Source organism: Methylomonas sp. MgM2 (assembly GCF_054172045.1).
Map to the genome: position 1 here is coordinate 369,254 of NZ_JBSYXO010000001.1, position 6,000 is coordinate 375,253.

Annotated in this window: 3 protein-coding genes; all 3 read left to right on the plus strand. The window is 57.0% G+C overall.

All coding sequences use genetic code 11. The features are described from left to right. The first annotated feature begins 98 nt into the window (after positions 1 to 98). Genes ACW73I_RS01675 through ACW73I_RS01685 form a run of 3 tightly spaced genes read left to right on the plus strand, consistent with a single transcriptional unit; the run spans position 99 to position 5,886 of the window. Positions 99 to 1,385 carry a TolC family protein gene (locus ACW73I_RS01675; protein ID WP_458027458.1) on the plus strand — a complete coding sequence of 429 codons (1,287 nt, stop codon included), beginning with the start codon at positions 99 to 101 and terminating at the stop codon, positions 1,383 to 1,385. After that, entirely contained in the window at positions 1,382 to 2,743 is a 1,362-nt protein-coding gene (locus ACW73I_RS01680) for an efflux RND transporter periplasmic adaptor subunit (protein ID WP_458027459.1), read from the plus strand. The genes ACW73I_RS01675 and ACW73I_RS01680 overlap by 4 nt, the downstream gene beginning before the upstream one ends. Next, entirely contained in the window at positions 2,740 to 5,886 is a 3,147-nt protein-coding gene (locus ACW73I_RS01685) for an efflux RND transporter permease subunit (RefSeq protein WP_458027460.1), read from the plus strand. Before ACW73I_RS01680 ends, ACW73I_RS01685 begins: the two co-directional genes overlap by 4 nt. The last annotated feature ends 114 nt before the right edge of the window (positions 5,887 to 6,000 follow it).

Here is a 6,000-nt window from a genome sequence, read left to right on the forward strand (position 1 = left end):
TCCTAAATTCCGCCGATAGCCAGGTTATCTGAAAATAGTTTTCAACGCTTGCGTACGAACGCCAATCGAAGTCCGCTAGCGCTTCCGGGAGTTAGAGCATGTTTACCCAATACCGTTGCGGTTATGGTCCGACTTGGCGAATGTGCATACTGGCGATGACAATCGCATTATCGCCCTATGTCCGCGCCGACGGCTTGTCCTTTAAAGCCGCGCTGGCGCTCGCCCTTGATAACGCACCCATTCTGAATGCCAACGCGGCTCGACTCGACGCCGCCCGCGAAGCAGCGATACCGGCCGGTGCATTGCCCGATCCTCAATTGATTCTGGGTATGGAAAACATTCCGACTCAAGGTGGCGACGCCTTCAGTCTTTCCGATGACTTTATGACGATGGAGCGCATAGGCGTCAAACAAGCCTTTCCCAATCCGGCGAAACTCGGTGCCCGTGAGGCCATCGCATCCGGCCGTATCGGTTTGGCGGAAACCGCAATACGGCTGGCAAGATTACAGGTATTGCGCGATACCGCAATGGCTTGGATTAACCGGGATACCATCGAACAGCAACTGGCCCGAATAAGCGATTTGGAAACCGAAAACCGGCTGTTCGACAAAGCGATACGCGCCCGCTTTGCCGGCGGCTCCGGTTCGGCCGCCGAGTTAGTAGCCCCAATTCAGGAAGCCGCGCTGATAGAAGAACGGCGCGACGCCTTGGAAAGCGAACGCATACAGGCGATTGCCCGGTTGAAGCGCTGGGTTGGCGAAGCGGCGAATCTACCCTTGACCGGGTCCGTTCCGGATTGGCCGATCACCGATCAAAGCTTGGCTCACGGTTTGCACCGCCATCCGGAACTCGATTTGTTCGACCCTAAAACCCAAATTGTCGACGGCGAAGTCGAAGCGGCCAAAGCCGATAAAATTCCGGATTGGGCGCTACAACTGGCTTATCAGCGCCGCGCGGAACCTTATAGCGATATGGTGTCCTTGCAGCTCAGTATCGATCTGCCGATATTTCCCGAATCCAGGCAACAGCCCAAATTGCAGCAAAAACTGCATGAACGCAATGCGCTTCTAGCCGAGCGCGAGGCCGCCTTGCAGGAACACGAAGCCATGCTGGAATCCTCGTTGGCCGAGTACAATCGCCTGGTAAAAGCAGTCAAACGCGCCAATGACATCCTGGTTCCATTAGCCAGGGAAAAAGTGGCTTTAACACTGGCGGCATGGCGCGGCAATAAAACCGAACTGTCCTCCTTGATTGCCGCACGTAGCGAATTGATCGACGAAGAGTTGAAAGCAATCGCGCTCGAAGGCGATCGCCGGCAATTAGCGGCGCGTCTGCATTTCACTTATAGCGAACAAACCCTGAAACATGCGGAGGAACAGTTATGAGCGCGACCAAAAGACTGTTTTTACTCTCGTTCATGGCTTTTTCGATGTTAGCCATCGGCATCCTCATCGGCTGGTGGACGGCTTCGCATTATTCGGACACCGGCGAAACGGGCGAAACCGCGCTCTCGGAAACGAAAGAACCCGAAAGCCGACGCAAAGTGTTGTATTGGTATGATCCGATGCAGCCCCAACAGCACTTCGACAAACCCGGGCCCTCACCTTTCATGGACATGGACTTGATTCCAAAATACGCCGATAGCGAAAGCGCCGAGGCGGATGCGGCGCAAGGAATCGCGATCGATGCCACGCTTAGCCAGAACATTGCGATGCGTTTGACTAAAGTCGTTTCGATTCCGCTGAGCCGGCAAATCGAGGCAACCGGACTGATAGGTTTCAATGAACGCGACATTGCCATCGTCCAAACTCGTAGCGGCGGTTTCGTCGAGCGGGTCTGGCCATTGGCCGAAGGCGACAGCGTCAAGACCGGTCAAGCGCTGGCGGAATTACTGGTGCCGGATTGGGCCGCGGCCCAGCAGGAACTGTTGGCCTTGCGCGAACTGGGCGATGACGCTCTATTGACGGCGGCCCGCGAACGCCTGCGACTATTGGGCATGCCCGAAACCATGATCAAGCAGCTGCAGAAAAGCGGCAGGGTACAAAACCGCTATACCATAACCACGCCGATAGCCGGCGTCATCCAAAGCTTGGATGTGCGGGCCGGCATGACCTTGAATCAAGGACAAAGCTTGGCGCGCATCAATGGATTGGGGACTGTCTGGCTGGAAGTGGCGGTGCCGGAAGCGCAGGTCACCGGTCTGCATGTCGGCGATTCAGCCAAAGTCCGTTTGACGGCTTTTCCTGCCCGAGATTTTTACGGCCGGGTGTTTGAAATCGTGCCGACCTTGAACCCCGGCAGCCGCACCGGGCGAGTGCGCATCGAACTCCCCAATCCCGGTCAGTTTCTGCGTCCCGGCCAATCGGCCCAAGTCTTATTGACTTCCGCTAGCGAAGAACAGGGTTTAGCCGTACCGACCGAAGCCGTGATCCGCACCGGCAAGCGCAGCTTGGTCATGGTGGCGTTAGAGCAAGGCCGTTACCGTCCGCAAGAAGTGAGATTGGGCCGGGAAATCGGCAACAAGACCGTCATCGTCGCCGGTCTGAAACCAGGCCAGGAAATTGTGAGCAGTGGACAATTTTTGTTGGATTCGGAAGCCAGCCTGAACGGTATTGCCGCGCAACCGTTCGAGCCGGCGGCCCTGCCTGACCGGCAGCTCAAAAACAATCACGCCGACCGCGATATGCCGCATTCGCCCGCAACGGAAAACAAACAACACCATCACGCCGAAGGTGCCCGATGATAGCCGCATTGATCCGCTGGTCGGTTGCCAACCGATTTTTGGTCTTGCTGGGCACTTTGTTCGTCGCAACCTGGGGCGTCTGGTCGGCCGGAACCACCGCCGTCGATGCCTTGCCGGATTTGTCCGACGTACAGGTCATCATCCGTACCACTTATCCGGGCCAGGCGCCGCAAGTCGTCGAAAATCAAGTGACCTATCCCTTGGCGACCACGATGCTGTCGGTGCCGGGCGCCAAGACCGTGCGCGGCTATTCCTTCTTCGGCGACAGCTATGTGTATGTGTTGTTCGCCGACGGTACCGATTTGTACTGGGCGCGTTCGCGGGTGCTGGAATATCTGAACCAGGTGCAAAGCCGTTTTCCGGCAGGCGCCACAGCCAACCTGGGGCCGGACGCAACCGGGGTCGGCTGGATTTACCAATATGCTCTGGTGGACCGGACCGGCCGGCACGACCTGTCGCAATTGCGGGCCTTGCAGGACTGGTTTCTGAAATACGAGCTGAAAACCCTGCCGAATGTGGCCGAAGTCGCGACGGTCGGCGGCATGGTCAAACAATATCAAGTGGTATTGGATCCGGTCAAACTGACCAGTTATCGCATCACGCACGAACAGGTCGCCGCGGCCATCAAGGCCGCTAACGACGAAACCGGCGGTGCGTTGCTGGAACTGGGCGAAGCCGAATACATGGTGCGCTCCAGCGCCTATTTGAAAACGCTCGACGACTTCAACGCGATTTTGTTGAAGTACGATAACGGCGTGCCGGTGCTATTGGGCGACGTCGCTTTTATCCAATTGGGCCCTCAGATGCGGCGCGGCATTGTTGAATTGGACGGCGAAGGCGAAACCGTCGGCGGCGTCATCATTTTACGTTCCGGCAAAAACGCCCGGGAAACCATCGCAGCGGTGCGTAATAAGTTAAATGTTTTGAAAGCCAGTCTGCCTGAAGGCGTTGAAATCGTCACGACCTATGACCGCAGCCGGTTGATCGATAGAGCGGTCGCCAATCTCCGCGACAAATTGATCGAGGAGTTCGTCGTCGTGGCCTTGGTCTGTTCGCTGTTTCTTTGGCATTTGCGTTCGTCTTTAGTCGCCATCGTCGCGTTGCCTTTGGGCGTATTGCTTGCATTCGCGATCATGCGCTATCAGGGCATCAACGCCAACATCATGTCGCTGGGCGGCATCGCCATCGCGGTCGGCGCGATGGTCGACGCGGCGGTAGTCATGATAGAAAACGCCCACAAAAAAATCGAAAAATGGCAGCAGCTTCATCCGGGCGAAATTCTAAGGGGTAATGCGCATTGGCGAGTCGTGATTGAAGCGACGGTAGAGGTCGGGCCGGCCTTATTCTTTTCGCTTTTGATCATCACCCTGTCTTTCTTGCCGGTATTCAGCCTGGAGGCGCAGGAAGGCCGCCTTTTCAGCCCCATGGCTTTCACCAAGACCTACGCGATGGCCGCCGCCGCCGTGTTGTCGGTGACATTGATTCCGATTTTGATGGGTTATTGGATACGCGGCCGTATCCCGAACGAAACCGACAATCCGTTGAATCGCTGGTTGATCGGAGCCTATCGGCCGGTATTGGAAATGGTGCTGCGCAAACCCAAAACCACCTTGTTGGTCGCGGTGCTGGCGTTCCTGACGACATTCTGGCCGCTCGGCCGTCTGGGCGGCGAGTTCCTGCCGCCTTTGGACGAAGGCGATTTGCTCTATATGCCGACTGCTTTGCCCGGCCTGTCGGCGCAAAAAGCCTCGGAACTGCTGCAGCAGACCGACCGCATGATCAAGACCGTTCCGGAAGTCGCACGGGTATTCGGCAAAGTCGGCCGGGCCGAAACCGCGACCGACCCGGCTCCGCTGGAGATGTTCGAAACCACCATACAGTTCAAGCCGCGCGAACAATGGCGTCCGGGCATGACCCCGGAAAAACTGGTCGAAGAACTGGACAAGGCCGTCAAAGTGCCCGGCCTGAGCAATATCTGGATTCCGCCGATACGCAACCGTATCGACATGCTGGCCACCGGCATCAAAAGTCCGATCGGCGTCAAGATCACCGGCAGCAAACTGAGTCAAATAGACGGCATCGCCCAGCAAGTCGAACACGTCGCCAAAAAAGTGCCGGGCGTCACATCGGCCTTGGCGGAACGTTTAAGCGGCGGCCGATACATCGACATCGATATCGATCGGCTGGCGGCCGCCCGTTACGGTTTAAGCGTATCGGACCTGCAATCGGTGGTTTCCGGCCTGATCGGCGGCGACAACATCGGAGAAACGGTCGAGGGCCTGGCCCGCTATCCGATCAATCTGCGCTATCCGCGGGAATGGCGCGACACGCCGCAACGCCTGCGCGAACTGCCCATCGTCACGGCGGACGGCAGCCTGATTACGCTGGGCAGCGTCGCCAATGTCAAGATCACGGATGGTCCGCCCATGCTAAAAAGCGAAAACGCCCGCCTAAGCGCCTGGGTCTATATCGACGTCCGCGGCCGCGACCTGACCTCGGTGGTGTCCGAGCTAAAACAATCGATATCCGGCCGGGTGCAACTTGAACCTGGCATCACGCTGAACTATTCCGGCCAGTTCGAATTTCTGGAGCGGGCCAATGCCCGGCTCATGCTGGTCGTGCCGGCCACCTTGCTGATCATTTTCGTTCTGTTGTATCTAACCTTCGCCCGCTTCGATGAAGCCTTTTTGATCATGATCACCTTGCCGTTCGCGCTGACCGGCGGCGTTTGGTTTTTGTATTTCTTGGGGTTTAATCTGTCTGCCGCCACCGCCGTCGGTTTCATTGCGCTGGCGGGTATTTCGGCGGAATTCGGCGTGATCATGCTGCTGTATTTGAAGCAAGCCTGGAGCCAAAGCCAAGAACGCGGCCTAGCCGAACAAGCCGATTTGTTGGAAGCCATTCGAGAAGGCGCGGTATTGCGAGTAAGGCCTAAAGCCATGACCGTCGCGGTAGTCGTCGCCGGTTTATTACCGATCTTATGGGGCCACGGCACCGGCAGCGAAGTCATGAGCCGTATCGCAGCTCCTATGGTCGGCGGCATGATCACCGCACCGCTGTTGTCCATGCTGGTTATTCCAGCCGCTTACTGGTTGATGCGCAAAGGCGTATCCGAAAAAGCTCCGACCAGTTCGAACGTCTAATCATCTAACATCAAACCGCTAATTTATTTGGCCTTAACAGGCTGTTGATTTTATCGCCCCCGCAATCCGCATTGATTCGCTGAGCCAGCCGCTAGATTAACTTATAAAGCATTG